10 protein-coding genes are annotated in these 15,751 nt (G+C 65.5%); 4 read left to right on the plus strand and 6 right to left on the minus strand.

The window, feature by feature from the left end:
- Positions 1 to 243: 243 nt before the first annotated feature.
- From IM767_RS05440 to IM767_RS05450, 3 genes are all read right to left on the minus strand, one after another.
- A complete protein-coding gene (locus tag IM767_RS05440) occupies positions 244 to 702 on the minus strand; it encodes an ASCH domain-containing protein (protein ID WP_109211328.1) in 459 nt (152 codons plus the stop codon).
- Entirely contained in the window at positions 702 to 2,741 is a 2,040-nt protein-coding gene (locus IM767_RS05445) for a GNAT family N-acetyltransferase (RefSeq protein WP_109211327.1), read from the minus strand. The genes IM767_RS05440 and IM767_RS05445 overlap by 1 nt, the downstream gene beginning before the upstream one ends.
- 500 nt (positions 2,742 to 3,241) lie before the next feature.
- Positions 3,242 to 4,153 (minus strand): AbiTii domain-containing protein, encoded by a 912-nt coding sequence (locus tag IM767_RS05450; RefSeq protein WP_109211326.1) that lies wholly within the window; start codon positions 4,151 to 4,153, stop codon positions 3,242 to 3,244.
- A 294-nt stretch (positions 4,154 to 4,447) separates the two neighbouring features.
- Between IM767_RS05450 and IM767_RS05455 the strand changes: the two genes are divergently transcribed.
- Both IM767_RS05455 and IM767_RS05460 read left to right on the plus strand, forming a co-directional pair.
- Positions 4,448 to 8,083, plus strand: coding sequence for a DUF4365 domain-containing protein (locus IM767_RS05455; RefSeq protein ID WP_109211325.1), 3,636 nt, complete (start codon positions 4,448 to 4,450; stop codon positions 8,081 to 8,083).
- Between the two features lie 247 nt (positions 8,084 to 8,330).
- Positions 8,331 to 8,777: an SRPBCC family protein gene (locus IM767_RS05460; protein WP_109211324.1), complete on the plus strand. Its 447-nt coding sequence runs from the start codon at positions 8,331 to 8,333 to the stop codon at positions 8,775 to 8,777.
- A 173-nt stretch (positions 8,778 to 8,950) separates the two neighbouring features.
- Here IM767_RS05460 and IM767_RS05465 read toward each other — a convergent pair whose 3' ends face one another.
- The gene (locus IM767_RS05465; RefSeq protein ID WP_109211323.1) at positions 8,951 to 9,499 is read right to left on the minus strand and encodes a GNAT family N-acetyltransferase; all 549 of its coding nucleotides are present in this window, start codon (positions 9,497 to 9,499) and stop codon (positions 8,951 to 8,953) included.
- Between the two features lie 344 nt (positions 9,500 to 9,843).
- Between IM767_RS05465 and IM767_RS05470 the strand changes: the two genes are divergently transcribed.
- Entirely contained in the window at positions 9,844 to 12,990 is a 3,147-nt protein-coding gene (locus tag IM767_RS05470; protein ID WP_109211322.1) for an AAA family ATPase, read from the plus strand.
- 28 nt (positions 12,991 to 13,018) lie between these two features.
- On the opposite strand, the gene IM767_RS05475 is transcribed toward IM767_RS05470, so the two are convergent.
- Complete coding sequence (locus IM767_RS05475) at positions 13,019 to 13,324, minus strand: hypothetical protein (RefSeq protein ID WP_162564345.1); 306 nt, start codon at positions 13,322 to 13,324, stop codon at positions 13,019 to 13,021.
- Between the two features lie 288 nt (positions 13,325 to 13,612).
- Between IM767_RS05475 and IM767_RS05480 the strand changes: the two genes are divergently transcribed.
- Entirely contained in the window at positions 13,613 to 14,554 is a 942-nt protein-coding gene (locus IM767_RS05480; RefSeq protein ID WP_162564344.1) for a leucine-rich repeat domain-containing protein, read from the plus strand.
- Positions 14,555 to 14,610: 56 nt separating this feature from the next.
- On the opposite strand, the gene IM767_RS05485 is transcribed toward IM767_RS05480, so the two are convergent.
- A complete protein-coding gene (locus tag IM767_RS05485; RefSeq protein WP_239453422.1) occupies positions 14,611 to 15,738 on the minus strand; it encodes an IS110 family RNA-guided transposase in 1,128 nt (375 codons plus the stop codon).
- Between the last annotated feature and the right edge of the window lie 13 nt (positions 15,739 to 15,751).

Raw genomic sequence — 15,751 nt, forward strand, 5'->3', positions numbered from 1 at the left:
CGCCCGCTTTGGCCGGGACACCAGTCGAACTCGTGTGTAGCTAATCCGGCCAGACCCAGTCGTCACCGAGTCTTCACCGGATCAGGGTCCTGAGCGAAGTCGATCCGTATCCGGGCATCGCGCGGTAGCGGCACCCCGCCGTGCACGTGGATCCTCTTGCGGGCAGTGCGCGCTGGCGGGGGCTCCCGCGCACTCCGGATCGAATGGAACACGTGCGAGAGCTCGTGCTGGCGTATATCCCTGCTATGCGCCAGCCACTGACCACGACAAAGCGTTTGCTTCCCGCCTGCGTAGTACCTCCAGGATCCCAATGTGTTCGTCTGTCAAGTAGCGGAAGCTTTGGGGTGGTTCGATACCAAGGCGTAGACGTAGGTCGCGCAGAGGCACCGGGTGCATCCATCGGCGGACGTTGTTGATGCGCAGGATCGCAGCCGCTTCGAGGTCTGAGAGGTAGTCGCCGAGCGCCGCCTTCTCGATTTCGATTTGATCTCGGTACAGATTCCACACGCGGTCCGCACTGGGGCGGTCGATCGCTTCTAGCTGCGCGGTGCCAAGAACCGCCCGATCAGGCGTGCTCGAATAGAGATAGAGCGTCGTCCCGGGAGGCTGGCGCGGAAATCTGCGGCGGACTTCCGCGGTCTTGGTGCCAGCCAAGATCGCGTGGGCATATCGGGGTCGCACCGACAGTAGAACGGCGGTCATCAAGCTCCAAACGGCTGTCGTCGGAGGATGCTGTCAAAGAACTGCGGGTCTACGCGACGTATCGACATCAGCGGGTGCCTCACGTTGTGGTTCCTCATCAGCTCCTCCAACTCTTGCCCGCCCACCGGGTGCTCCAAGATCTCAGTGTCCTCGAACCGTACGACAGTCACCATCCCGTCGCGGGACGCCGCGCCCTCGATGTGCCGGAGCGTGAACACACCGACGTGCGCGTTTGCTCGATGGGCTGCCGCGGGCGGCATGCGGGTTACGTCCAACGTTCGTGAATGGGCCATCACTTTCCGAACGGCCCCGCTGCGGTCGCTTGTGACATACCAGAGAATGCGCGAGCCTTGCTCGGGCACTGGCCGGGCGGACCCGCTGTAGTAGACATGCTCTCTCGAGAGACCGAGGCCACGCTTGCGGTCGCTCCATAGCGCGCCTCGGTCGATGCCGAACAAGAGCTCGGCGAACCCAGGTTGGACGGGAATCACATAGGTGGGAACGGCGAGATCGATAAGCACCAATGGCCATAGCCGGCGTTCGAGTTCGCGTACGGCCTGCAGATCAGGTTCACCATCAACCATCGGTACGTCGTACTCCGTTGCGCTGGCCCGATCATCTATAAGCATTGCGCGTGCTGGGTCACTTCCGACGTAACCGTCCTGGGCAAGCGCCGCCTGAATAACCGGGCCTCTTTGAGCGTCGGTGACGTCGACCGTGGTGAGGCTGTTCTGTCGGGCAACGGACCGCAGGTGCCTCGCGAGTTGTATTGCGATTGTCGTTGACGATTCGCCACGACCGATTCGAAGGATGGAGACCTGCAGCGCCGGTCCACTTCGATCTTCCGCGACTAGTGCTAGCGGACGGCCCGATGGGTCCGACAGCACTCTCGTTGTCGTTGGGTGCTGCGAGATCGCGGCGCGGAGCCGCCGAGCGAGCGTTGATGCCCGCTCCTGCGTCTCGTGCGTGACGAACTTGGACGCCAGTTCCTCTATGGGCCAGGCGGATGCGGGGCACCACTCCAGATCGAGTGACTCGATAAGGCGAGACCGGAACGTAGGCAGATCCAATCGGTCGAGCATCTCGGCCACGAGTTCATGTGGGCGGACGACTCGCACGCCAGTGTCTTCTGGCAGGGCGCGAGTTGCGACGTGGATGAACTTCTCGTCGTTGGTCACGAGGAACGAAGCTCCAGCAGTGATCGCGTCTACGAGATGGCAAAAGTCGTTGCGTAGTGACTCATCGACGGCAAGGGTGGCGTCGCCGACTTCCTCGAGCAGCTGCTTCAGCAAGGTGTCATCGTCAGCTCGGGTCGAGCGAAGCCTCATCAGCTCTTGCGACCGCTCCCGCTGCAGCTCGCGCTCGCTGCGATCCGAGATTGCATTGAGTTCTACGTCCACGCGGGGTGACACAACTGGCACGATCGCAGCCTGGAGCCAGCCTGCGAGTAGGCCGAGCGATGACTCTCGATCGGGACGGATCACGCTCGTGGATGCGTAGAGATCCGATACGACGTTTGTGTCGTAGGCGACGAGCGGGAGCCCTGCACCCATGGCCGCTTCTTCAAGCAAGTCGAGGGCGCCAAGTGGTCTCCACCAGGCGCACAGGATTGAGCCCGAGACTGCGCGCCCCGCCTTCTCGCCGCGCGGCGCAAGACCAGCGGATTCCCAGAAACGGTCTAGGCCCTCGTAGTCTCGCCTGCAATACGCGAGAACTCCGATCGCCGCCGGGTTGCGTCCGATGGCTTCATCAATCAACGACTTTCCAGCTCCGAGTCCCCGTGCGTCGTCAGCGATGCAAACGTGAACTAGCTTGATGTGACCCGCGCGCGGTAGGTCATATAGGCAATAGCCGACAACCTCCCCGTCGATCCTGGCCGCGATCAGCGTGCGTTTGCGAAGGCGATCGGCGAACGCGGAATCGGGAAGAAACCCCAAGGTTGCGCTGTGCGCCTTCGCAAGGCGGAGTATCTGACGCCAGTCTTCCAGTTGCACCGCGGTGGGCTCGAGGTGCTCTACCGTGAGCTCACGAGTGGGCATGCTACATACGTAATGGACTCAGCAAATGCACTGCGGTATCGGCGCGCCCATAAAGCCGATTGCCTGACCGAGGGATTCCTTGCGTGATCCCCAATCGGGCGGCGCTCGGACCCGGGACTGTCAACGCGCACTCGATCTGCTCGTCAGTGCTGCGCAGCGCGTTCGTTGCCTCCGAGCCAGGGCCCGAGAACGGTCACGGATACGAGAACTCCGTGAAGTGACGATGTGACCATGGCCACCACCTTTCCTGTTGCTTCATTCACAACCGAGCTGATTGAACAGATGATTTCGGTGAGGGTGAAGAACACGATTAGTGCCGCGAGGACCGCCTCGAGCCATGGACCGCTGTTGCCAGCTAGCAAGCAACGACCACAACCAACTCACGATAGCGTGCCGCGAGAACGCGATCGATCGTCACTCGGCCGTGCGCGTTTGGGGTGTCGCGCGGTGGCGGTCGTCGAGTGCCTCCCGGACGCTGGCCGCCTATCAACTTCCCTGAATCACCAACCGAGGAACTGCCCAGCGAGCTCGAGGATGCCGCGTGCCGCCACGTCGCTGGCCACCCCTGTCGCGAGGTTCACGGCACCGGCGCCGATCGCTTTCCCGAGTTTCTGGAGCTTCGACTTCTTCTCTGGCTCGGAATCGTCGCCGGTGATGATGGCGATGGCTTCACCAATTGCTTTCGGGTCCGCGAGTAGCTCCGCGAGAGCCTTCGCGAGCCCGGGGATGTCTCCCTTCGTCACCGTAGACGTCTGAGTGATTCCGGAGCCCTGCGCGATGTTCGCACCGTCGCCGTAGATGTGCATGACATTGATGCTCACGGCGCGGTCGATCGCGGGGTCCTCGCGGGTCGGCCCGCCCACCTCGCCAGCCTGAGGGTTCGCGGCCTGCAGATCGAGCGCCAGATCCAACGCCTTCGTCCGCGCGCTCTCCACGATCGACCTGAGAAGCGCCGGCGTCACAATCCGGTGCGCGGCGAAAAGACCCATCATCTCGATGCGGGGGACCCGACCCTGCTCCACGAGCTTGTTGTATCTGCCGATGGCGAGCGAGTCCCACGCCTGCCCGAGTTCTTCGTTCTTGCCCGCCATATCCTCGAGTTCGGGGATTCCCTGCTGGAATCGGTACTCGAACCACGGCGCGAATTCGGGCGGCGTGCCAGCCGAAGACATTGTCGTCGTGGCACCCGAGCCGAAGGGGCCCGTCCAGGTGGCGCGCACCGTCGCTGGAAACGGTCCTCGGTAAGGCGGGAGCGGCGCTTCGAGCGCATACCCGTCGAGTTCCGCGCGCGCCCATGCCCGCAACTCCGCCGCGCCGACACGATGCGCGAGAGTCTGCACTTTCCGCAGCAGGTTCGTCGTGCTCATGCCGTCCGAAGAAGCGCCGTCGATAATGTCGTCGAGAAGCCCCACCCTCGAAGTATGCCGGTATGGGCGTACACGCCCAGCGCGCATCACGTAACGCCCGTGAGTGCAAACGTTACATCGTGGCGGACTGTTCGATTTCGCGGGGTCCAGTCGAGTTCGGCTCGAAGCGCAGTGCCGAAGTGGTTCGTGATGTCTTCGAACGTGGCGCCGTGGACTCTGATCCTCAAACGGGCAGCGCGCGTTCGGCGTGCCCAGGTCGGCTTGCTCTCGAGCACGCCTCTATCTCGCTCGCAGCGTCTTTTCGCCTGCGATGACGGCGGCTCGTGATGAAATACGGCTGTGGCCTCCCAGATTGCGACCGAGCTGACGAACCGGCGATCCGTCTCGCTCACCGAGACGGTCGTACTTGACGGCCTCGGGTGGTTGTTCCGCAGTCAGGAGACCAGTGACTTCGGCATCGACGCACACGTCGAGATCACCAGAGACGAACAGGCAACTGGGGAGCTCATAGCCCTGCAGATCAAGGGTGGGCCCAGCGCTTTCAAGACTCCGACCGAGGACGGCTGGTACTTTCCGGTCACCGCGAAGCACGCCGACTACTGGCTCAATCACTCGCTGCCTGTGCTGCTGGTGCTCGCGGACCCTGAGTCGCATCGATGCTTCTGGCAGGTCATCGACTCCAACACTTTGATGTCAACGGGCAAGAACTTCAAAGTCCTCGTCCCGCGGGCGAATGACGTTTCCGCGGCGTCCGACGAATGGCAAGGGCTCACCAGTAGGTACCTCGAGAACACCGATTTGCTCTACGAGATGAACAGCCAGCGGCTGCCGCCCGCCTCGGTCGTTCGACTTGACGAGCTTCGGAAGACGGCCTCGCTCGCCGCGGCCTCCCTCGCCGCGGACCTTGCAGCCGGGCGGGGGAACCCCCAAGAGGCCATCGCAGAGCTCGTGCGATCCCGACGCACGTGGCTAGACCGGCATGGTGCAGTCGCATGGGCTGCGGTCGCGCTCTACGCTCGCGACCATGCCCGGTTCCGTGAGGCGGCGGACGCCTTCGTCCGTCTCGCTGATCTTCGTCCGGAGATGCGCGCGACCGATCTCGGCGATGCAGCTCTCATGCTGCTCAACATCGACGACGCTGAGGCGCTCAGGCTCGCCGAATCCGCGTACGCTCATGACCCGTCCGACTCTGCCGCGCTCGTCGCGATGGCTTTCCTTCGACCCGCCGATCCGTACTATGCCGAGGAGCTCGAAGGGAGGATCGATCTGCGTTCGACCGCCTACTTCGCCAACATGGCCTCCCGGCGAGGAGACGACTCCGAGGCCATCCACTTGTTCACGTCGGTCTTGGACGGATCCAACGAGCAGAGCGCTGTCCGCCTCGAGCTGTCCAGGCTCCATTGCCGACGCCATCTTTCCGCCCACTCGGAGTCGGGAGACCTGAAGGCAGCCCGCGACTTCGCTTTCGAGGCGCTGACGGCCCGACGGCGGTGGACGAACGAGACCGACGGCGCACTCGCCGCGTACGCGCGCACACTGGCTCTCGACTCGAGATACGACGAAGCGCTGCAGACGGTCACGCGCCCACCGACCGGAACCGCGTCTAGGACGGAGGCCGAGTCGACGGAGGTCGCGCTCATCGCCCTTGACGTAGCGCGCCACCTTGAGAGGTTCGATCTACTTCCGGGCATCGTCGAGATCATCGCCGACCCGACGGATCGTGAGCTCGCCGCTGAGGAGGCGCGACTCGCACGGGGCGCCACGCGTGAGGAGCTCATCGCTCACGAACGAATGATGCTCAGCCGCACTCTAGACGCTCGCGACGCGCAACTGGTTTTTCGAGCCGCGCTGGACCTCGCGCTGTATGGGGTAGACGAGAGCGTCCGGATGACCGAGCTGGAGCCCCTGAAGCCGTACGCCGAGCTGGTCAGGGTCATTGCGGCGACCCGCGACGATCCCGTTGGCACCCTCCCCAAGCTCCGTGTGCTCGCCAAGACCGAGATCACCGCCGCCGAGGTAGTCATCCAGGTCCTCATCGACCTCGACCGGTATCACGACGCCGCCGAAGCCTGCGACCTGTATTTTGCGATCTACGCGAACGCCTCGTTCATCTCCAGCAAAGTGAAGGCGCTTTTCCTCGATGATGACGAGCATGGCGCGCTGGCGCTGCTCGACGATGCGCTCGCCAAGAGTTTGCTCGCGGGCCAGCCCCGGTACGAGGCGCACAGGCTGCTGGGCCAGCACTACGGCGACCTCCAGCAGTGGGATCTAGCAGTCCATCACTTCCGGCAGCTCATCGCACAGTCGCCCGTTCTCCCTCGCGACGGATTCTGGAACCTGCTGCAGAGCCTGGTCGCAATGGGAGACCCCCTGGGTGCCCGCGCGCTTCTCGACGAACTTCGCATCGATCCGGAGACAGAACCCGAAATCATGATCTGGCTGCGAGTCGTGACTGCGACGGGCTGGACGGAATCCACCGCGAGCTTCGCGGTGACGCTCTCCCTGTCGGAAGGGATCACTCCGCAGCTCGCCACGTCCTTAGTGGGAACGGTCATTCTCGATACTCGAGGGACGCCTCCGTCGGGCGACGCTGATGGTGCGCGGGCTAGCGATGCTCGCCCCCTCGTGGACGGAGACATTCATCGCCGGGCGTTCGAGGTGATGCAGGGCCTTATCGACGAACATGGGGACCACCTCGCGATCCGCAGCATCAACGCGGACGTGGGCACCCTTGTCGACGAGTTGAAGCGGATGTTTCCGCCCGAGAGGGTAAGACCGCTGCGCGCTCTCGCTCGTCAGGTCGCCGCCGGCACGATCCCAATCGGCTTCGTCAGCGAGATTCGAAACGACCCGTATGGGCTTCTGCTGGCGGACAGATACCGTCAGGCTCGGATTGCGTCCTCACCCGACTCCGCCGATCACGCGAGAGAGACCGAGGTCGCGCTCGCCGCTCTCAACGGGCGCGTCGTCGTCGATCTGTCGGCAGTGGAACTTGCCATCCACCTGGACGTGTGGAGCGAGTGCGAGGGGCAGTTCAACGTCGTCGCAATCTCCACCGCGCAGCGCAGCGACGCTCAGATGTCGGTGGCCACGGCTCGAAGTGCGACTGGCTCAGGCGGAACGCTCGGAGTCGACGCCGACGGAAACCCATACATGACCGAGTTCGACCCCGCCGCGCAGATGGAGACGCTTCGTCGATGCGAAGACGTCGAACAGGCCACCCGCGGTCTGCTCGCCATCGACGTCGGAGATGAGCTTAGCTTCGCGAGCCCGTTGAACGGTCTCGAACTGGGAGCCTGGGTGACGTCGCTCGAAGCAGCCGGCAGACAACGGGCGGCGCTATGGTCGGACGACCTGGCCCAGCGACGCCTCGCGAAGGATCTCGGCATCCCGACCTTCGGTACCGTCAACCTACTCGAAGGCCTCCGCCTCTCTCGCCTTGACGAGGCAGCCACCGCCGACACGGCGGCCCAAGTATACGAGGAGCAGCAGGCGTTCGTTCGACGTCTTCTGGAATTGCGAGTAGCTGACCAGCCCGTGACCGTGGAGGACCTCATCGACAACATCGCTCAACATCCCTCCGACCTCGCGCCAGCGTCCGACGTCATCGCTCGAGCCGCGTGGTGGCGAGCAGACGCGCCCGCGGAAAGCTGGACCCGGATCCTCCAGGCGGTGCGGCTCCACGCGCCGGACTACCTCCGCGTCTGGCAGGCGCGCGCGATGAGCGGGATCCTGAGTGCGGCGCCGGCTGAAGCTGCCCCGCGCCTCGTTGCCGCCTTGGCGGTGCTGGGGACCTTGGAGGACATAACCGTCTCTGACGTCCTAGAAGGCTTCCAGGTGGGCGACCAGGTCTGCACCCACCATGAACTATCCCCGGCATCGGCGCACGTCGCCTGGGCGGTCGCCGCGGCCGCAAGCAGGCTGGACGGGCTCGATTTCGAGGAGTTCACGGAGCAGATTCTGAGAGGCCTCTAGTCGCCTGCCTGATTTGGCCCCGTCCAACGAATCGGGGAGGGCCAGCAGGAGCGGACGACGCCGCGCCGACAGAGTCGTTGGTCCTTGGCGACTAGGACGCTTACTGAATGCCCGCCGAACGGCCGCGCGGATGCCGGTCGGTCAGCGTGCACTTTGCGGTGAAGGAACGCCGGCGTGCGTCCGGCGCTGTTCGTTGCCGTTCACTTCGTGTGAGGCTGAGAGCTCATTCGTTCGCGCTGGGAGCCCGATGTTCACCATCACTGAGACGATCAGGATCGAACGACCTGTTCAGGAGGTCTTCGACTTCCTCACTGACGCCCGTTCGCGTTCGAGATGGGACGAGTCGGTGGTCTTCGAGGAACTCACTTCGCCGCCGCCCGTGGGGGTCGGGACCACCATCCATTCGCGCCTTCGCGCGATGGGTCGCGAGAGCGACTTCCACTGGCGGGTGATGCAGTTCAATCCCCCTGCGCGGATGGCGACGGTGAGCACCTCCGGGCCGGTGCCCACAACGCTGGTGCTGGATTTCACCGCTTCTGGCAACGACTGCGACGTGCGTGCGACCATCGAAGTCACGCCCGAGGGGCTGATGCGGTTCGTCGAACCGATGATCGGCGAGATGGTGCGCACCAACCTGGCCACCGGACTCGATCGGGCGAAAGCCCTCCTTGAACGGCACGCGAACGTCGACTGAAGGAGCACTCGCACCGCGCGACCTCTAACGAGCCACGTCGGAGAGGCGCAACCGCGTGCCACCGATCCGCGCCACCACAGACGAGCACGACACAAACTCGGCCCTCTATCGCCCGCCAGGCGGTCGCTCAGCGCGCCAGTCTCGGACGACGACGGTTGCCTGTCAGCCCGAACTCACCAGGGCGTGCCGCGTAGGTCGATGTCGCCAACTGGCCAGTCGACCGTCCTAGTCGGGAAGATCAGGAGCGGACTGTCGGGGGACACCACCGTCGCCTGCGGATCCTGCATCGACATATGGCGCTCGACGGCCCGAATCCGCAGCCAGCCTGCGCGCTCATAGAACGGGACGACTTCCTCCCGGCAGCCGAGGTAACCGAACTCGATGCGCGCGTCCTTACCCATCTCCTGTTGCGCGCACATCATGAGGCGCCGACCCAGACCTCTGCCCCGAGCGACCTCGTCTACCAAGACGCCCCCGGTGCCGGCTACGCTGACTTCCGCTTCGCCGACGCTGATCGTCCGGACCTGGAACCCGATGTGGCCGACCAACGCAGAGTCCACGAAGGCGAGGGTGTGCACATCGGCGGGCGAGTAGCCGTAGGGCCGATCCGGATCCCACGCGCCGTACTCCGCTAGGTACTCGCTGTCGAACAACCTATGCAGCGCGGCACGCAGTGGGCCGGTCAATGCGCGATGCGTGACGACGCGAAACTCCTCGGGCATCCGGCAAGCCTAAGCGCGCGTCGTCTGCCGCGATGGTGCGGAAGAGGGTCGTTGATCGAGGCCCCACGGGATGGCGGCAGCACGATCGGAGCTGTGGCGACTGCGGTTGCGGATAGCCGGGTCGATGGGGTGCGCGATAGGGGCTTCGCTTGCGAACGCAAGGTCCGAACCCGCCGACGCTGCCCCCGGAAGAAGACCGCGCTGACGAAGATCGCGCGAGCGACGAGTGACGAGCGACGAGCGACCAAGGACGAGGAAGCGCGCGACCAAGAAAATCGGAATGCACGCAGGCACTTTCTGTGGAAGTCGTTTCGAGTTAAGCAGTTTGGGTCTAGTCTGGTGGAATGCGGGGTGGGCTCGAGCGGTGGAAGCGAGGTGTCGGATCGCACGGGGTTCGGCAGGCGATCTCGTACGCGCTGAAGGGGACGTGCGACTCACATCTGCGGTCGGCGGGGGTGGACGCGCTCGCCGGCTACGCGGGTGATGCCTCGGCGGGCGTGACCCGGTTCACTGTCGACGGCGGCGTGATCCGCACCGACATGCTGGACGAGACCGCGCTGCGGCGGTGGATGGACGGCTGCGACCCGGCGACGGGAGAGCGACGGGGTCGAGACCTGCGATCCGCGGACGCGGATCTGATCCTCGACGGCACGATCAATGCGCCGAAGTCGTACAGCATCGCCGCGATCCTCCACCCAGAATTGGCGGCGGCGTTCGAGGCGCTGCAGGACCGGCTCCGGGATCGGATCATCACGACCTGGCAGGCGGAACTGAATGCCCGCCGCGGCGCCGGCGGCCGCATCCGCGAAGCCCTGCACCGAGTCGAGGTCGTCGAGCTTCAGCACCGGCGCTCCCGAGCGCTGGACCCGCACATCCACCGGCACCTGTGGCTGAGCGTCAAAGTGCTGGGGCAGGACGGGCAATGGTCCAACGTGGACTCTCGGGTCGCGATGAAGCTGCACACCGTCATCAACGCGGAGGGGGAGCTCGCCGCCCGCACCGACCCGGACTGGCTGCACGCGCTCGCCCGCCACGGATACACCCTGAACACCGACGGCGAGATCGCCGAACTGGCCCACGTGGCGCGGCCACTCTCTCGGCGGTCGACACAGATCGAAGCGAACCGTGCAACGCTGCTCGCCGCGTGGCGGGCCGAGCATCCGGGGCAAGATCCGAGCCCGGATCAGCTGCATCAGATCGACCGACTCGCATGGGCGAAGGCCCGCCCCAACAAGCCCGCCAGCATTGACGAGACCGCCTGGGAACAACTCATCACCGACGAACTCGCCACCCTCGACCCCACCCTCCTGGAGCCTCGAGCCGCGGTGACGGAGCGTGCGGTCGCATTGGAGGAACTCGACTTCGCTCTGCTCGCTGCGCGCGCGTGCGTGGACGCGGATGCCCGCTCCGCCGCCTGCGGGGGACGATTCAGCCAGTTCGACCTGCGCGCCGGCGCGACCCGCGCGCTTGCCTCGTCGGGCGTCGTCGGCGCGCGCGAGGAGCTGCAACCGGTGATCGATGAGGTCCTACGCCGCGCCGTCGAGCTCACCGTCGACCTCCTGCCAGAGGAGGGCGACCGGCCCGCCCATGTGAAGGGGTGCATGGCAAGTACTACCGCGGCGCTCAAGGTCGAACTCGCCGCACGACTGGACGCCCTCGCCCACGCCGGAACCCCGGCACCCGAGGGTGAAGTGATCGCGACCGCGGGTGAGGTGCTGCGCGATGGGATGGCGCTGGACCGGGAGCAGGTGCAGGCGGCCGCTGCGATCGCGGGTACCGATCGGCTGGTGTCCGTCACCGGTCCCGCCGGTGCGGGGAAGACCACCATGCTGCGGGTCGCGAAGACCGCGCTGGCCCGTCGCGGGAGGGCGATGGTCGTAGTGGCGCCAACGAAGAAGGCGGCCTCGGTCGCCGGCCGCGAGCTCGGCACCACGGCGTCGAGCCTGCACGCTCTGCTCGCCGATCACGGCTACCGGTGGGGACGCGACGATGCCCGCGCCGAGGTGTGGACCCGGCTGACTCCGGGCGACCTCGACCCCGCCACCGGATACGAGTACCAGGGACCGCTACGGTTCCCCCTGGCTGCGGGGGACCGGGTCGTGGTGGACGAGGCGGGCATGATCGACCTGCACACCGCGAACGCACTCGCCACTGTCGCCGCTGATATCGGCGCCGGGATCGCGATGGTCGGCGATCACCTGCAGGCCCGCCCGGTCGGCCACTCCGGCGCGATGGCCGCCCTCACCCGACGCGCCACTGCCGTCGTCGAACTCACCGCCGTGCACCGGTTCCGCGACCCGGACTACGCCGCTCTCACGCTGCGGATGCGGGAACCCGCGTCCAAGGAAGCCGCCCTAGCGGTCGCCGCTGAGTTGGATGAGCGCGGCCTGATCCATCGAGTATCCGACCAGGTTCAGGCGCGCGACATCATGGTCGACGCGTACTTCCGGTGGACCCGTGACCACCACCGCGTCGCCCTGGTCACCGGCACCAACGACGAAGCCGACGCGATCAACGAGGCCATCCAGCAGCGCCGGGTCGATGCCGGTGAGCTCCCCCTGCAGCGGATCGCGGTCGGTCAGGGTGAGCAGCGACTGCTGGAGGGTGACGTGGTGCAGACCCGCCGCAACGACCGCGACGCCGGCGTCGAGAACCGGGCCGTCTGGACCATCCGCCACATCACCCCCACCGGCCTGGAACTGCTCAGTACCGCCGACAGCGCTGACATCCGCACCGTCACCCTCGACTATGCGGCCCGCCACGTTCACCTCGGCTACGCGTCCACGGTGCACGGCATCCAGGGGGAGACCACCGACGCCGCAGTCGTCGGGCCTGGCGTGGACGCGTCCGGGCTCTACGTCGGGATGACCCGCGGCCGCAGCCACAACGAGGCGATCGCGATCGCCGGCACCGACGCGGCGGCGCGGGACCGGGTCGCCGACAGCATGCTCCGCGGCATCCCCGAGGTGAGCATCGACGACTCGCTCCGCGCCGCCCGCACCGAACTTGGCCGCGCCGCCCGCCCACCGGTACCCGTCCCGTGGACCGACCGTGCCCGACGACCCCTCGGCCACGTTCTAGACATCAGCCGGGTGCATGCCGAGTACCAGCGGCGAGAAGCGGCGACCCGCACTGAGATCGACACGGCCACCCAATGGCTGCACGACACCTGGCGCACCCTCCTCGACCTCGACGCCCGGATCGCCGGCGACACCGCGACCGGACACGGCCGACCTGCCGGAAGCGATGGAGAGCCTCTTGCCGCTCGAGACCGGCTCGCCGACGAGTACCAATCCCGCACCCGCGACCACGCGAACCTCGTCCGCACGCACCGCGAGTACGCGCAGCAGCTCGACGCTGCGGAGACCGAACGCCGCATCCGGGCCACGCTGGACCCCGCTCAGCACCGCGCCGAGGACGTCGCGCGCCAATCGCACGCAGCATTTCCAGCCTCGGCGAGCATTCCCACGGCGCCGTCTCTGCGCCGCTGAACGCGGGCGAGGCTCGATCGCGTCGTCATCAGGCGACGGCGCCACCGCATTCGCCCACCCAGCATCGGAGGTCCTTGTCGGCGACGCTGAACTGGATGCCGCAGGCAAGGTCGTTCCAGACCACCACGACGGCGTCGACGAGCATCGCGTGCGGCCCGAACCGCACCCACGCCTTGCACGCCTTCGGCTTCGGGTCCCGCGTGATCGGAGGTGTGTCTTCGCGGCGTTCCTCCGCCGTGAGTGACTGCAGCGGGTTCTCTTCAGCGATGCGCTGCAGGATGCGGTTGTCCATCTGCTGGTCGTAATACTCGGCGTACCTTTTGCTGGTCCCCATCCCGGACTTCCCCTCATCCGGCCGCATCCCCGACTCTAGCAGGACTCGAAGCTATGTTCTATTCTTGTGTGTCATGGTCGAGGTGGCGGTAGAACACGAAGTGACTCTATGAAGCTTCTATATCTAGTCAAGTCCGGATCTCGTTCGCTGGGGCCTTTTGCGCCGACGCCGAATCGCGACCGTCGCCACGGTCGACGTAGGTGCTCCGTGGCCCGCCGATGATTAGGCGTCCGTTCGCGCGACAGGCAGTGCAGGTCGGACAGCGCGGGCGATGTGGGAATGTTGGCTGTGCACTTCATTGACGTCAAGTCGCCGATCACCGAGGAGACCCTCGAATCGATCGACGGGGACCTATCGCATGTGCAGTTCGTGAGCGCGTTGACCGATCAGGATTATCAACGGCTGGCGGACCGGATGCGTTCGTTCCCGAATGTCACCCTGCGCGCGTACGGGTCGTATGACGGATCGATCGCGGACGTTGACTTTCTTCGCTATTTCCCGTTCCTTCGCTCGTTCCAGGCGGATGCGCTGTATCACCTGAACAGCATCGAGGGACTGGCGTACCTTCCGGACGATGTGCGGTTCATTGGACTCGGGCAGACGAAGAAGCGGCTTTCGCTGGCGCCGCTTGCGCGGTTCACCGGAATGACGCGACTGTATCTCGAGGGTCAGACCAAGGACATCGACGTCGTGAGCGAATTGACGGAGCTTCGCGACATCACGCTGAGATCGATCACGTTGCCAGACTTGTCGCTGTTGACGCCGCTCACGAAGCTGAGGGCGCTCGACCTGAAGCTCGGCGGAACGCGGGATCTCTCCATGCTCCCGCAGCTTCAAAGCCTCGACTTTCTCGAACTCTGGATGGTCAAGGGATTGACGGATCTGTCTCCGATATCAGGCCTGCCCAATCTCGAGTACCTCGTCCTGCAGTCCCTGCGGCAGGTCACAGAGCTTCCGGAGATGTCGGGGCTCACCGGCCTGCGGCGACTTTGGATCCAAACCATGAAGGGCTTGCATGACCTCTCGCCCATTCGAGAGGCGCCCGCGCTGCGTCAGCTGGCTGTGGTCGACATGGCTCATCTCCAGCCGGACGCCTTCGCCCCGCTGGTCGGGCATCCTTCGCTCACCAGTCTGACCGCCGGTTTGGGGAGCAAGCGGAAGAACGACGCCGTTCGCGACCTGATCGATCTGCCGGGTCCGGCTGACTGGCGCCCACCCCAGGACGACTGATCATCACGGTTGAGGGTGTCTGACCAGTGGAGCGCCGGCCATGAGTCTGGTCGAGGTCAGCTCGTCTTCACTAGACGCGGCGGCCGACCTGCTCGGTCGGTGAGCAGTGGCGAAGATGCTTCGCCCGTAGGGCTGGTTGCGACGGCGTTGAGGCTTCGATAGATGCTCCGAGCAAGGTAGCGCTTGAGGATGCGACGGATCTCTCGGTCCGTCTTGCCGTCGGCGCGGCGGCGCGCGACATAGGCGCGGGTCTCGGGGTCGTGAATCATGCGGACCATGGCGATGATGTTCAGCGCTCGGTTCAGGCGTCTGTCTCCGCCACGGTTCAACCGATGCCGAGTGGTGTTGCCCGACGAGGCCGGGATGGGGTTCACCCCTGCGAGGGCGGCATATGCGGCCTCGTTTGCGACCCGCCCGGGATGTGACCATGCGACGAAGGCATGCGCTGCGGAGACCGTTCCGATCCCAGTCCGAAGGGGCAACTCTGCGGCCGGGCTCGCGTTCACGAACTCGGTGAGGCGGCTCAGATTCGCGTCGATTTCTTCGTTGAGCTCGAGGATGCGTTTGGCGCGTCGGACTGCTTCGATCCGAGCGGTCGCGGTCGCGATGTTCTCGGCTCGCGTTCGCCAGCGCGCAACCTCAGCGATCTGACGAGTGCTGAGGGCGCGACGAGCGTCGACGCCAAGGTCGAAGATGCGCAGCAAGGCGGTGAGCGAGTTGATTGCCCGGGTGCGCTCACCGGTGAGCTCTTCGCGCGCCGTAAGCAAGATCTGTGTTGCGGCGCGCAACCCGTCGTCCTGCCGCGGGTTGCGCAACTCGTGAAGTGGCAGGGGCAGCACGTCGGACGCGATGCGACGTGCGTCTACCGGATCGGACTTGCCGCCTCCGGGCCGGCTGCGACTGGGATGGGCGGCTTCGACCACCCGGTAGCCGGTGCGGGTCACATCCCGCGCCAACAGCGCTCCGTAGCTGCCAGCGCCTTCGATGACCCACAGGGCGTCTGAGACGCCGCCGGAGCGGCGGCCCGCCCACGCGATCGCGCGGGTGCGGCCCACGGTCGTATTCGGGAAAGTCTCCGTTCCGAGATGCTCGCCAGCTGCAGTGAGAACGGCGTAGGTGTGGGTTCTCGCATGCGTGTCGACGCCGATGACGAACGGATGAGTTTGGGCAACGATGTCTGTCATACGTGGTTCCTTC

The organism is Microbacterium ureisolvens (assembly GCF_015278315.1).
GTDB lineage: Bacteria > Actinomycetota > Actinomycetes > Actinomycetales > Microbacteriaceae > Microbacterium > Microbacterium ureisolvens.